At 57.7% G+C, this 208-nt stretch carries 1 rRNA gene; it reads left to right on the top strand.

Going from position 1 to position 208, the window contains the following annotated elements:
* A 16S ribosomal RNA gene (locus KW829_RS22875) occupies nucleotides 1-208 on the top strand; the annotation flags it as partial.

The raw sequence follows: 208 nt of genomic DNA, 5'->3' as shown, positions 1-208 counted from the left end.
GTCGCAAGACCAAAGAGGGGGACCTTCGGGCCTCTTGCCATCAGATGTGCCCAGATGGGATTAGCTAGTAGGTGGGGTAATGGCTCACCTAGGCGACGATCCCTAGCTGGTCTGAGAGGATGACCAGCCACACTGGAACTGAGACACGGTCCAGACTCCTACGGGAGGCAGCAGTGGGGAATATTGCACAATGGGCGCAAGCCTGATG

This window comes from Enterobacter sp. ENT02, assembly GCF_019219165.1.
Lineage (GTDB): Bacteria > Pseudomonadota > Gammaproteobacteria > Enterobacterales > Enterobacteriaceae > Enterobacter > Enterobacter mori.
This window is presented reverse-complemented; position numbering and strand designations above follow the sequence as displayed.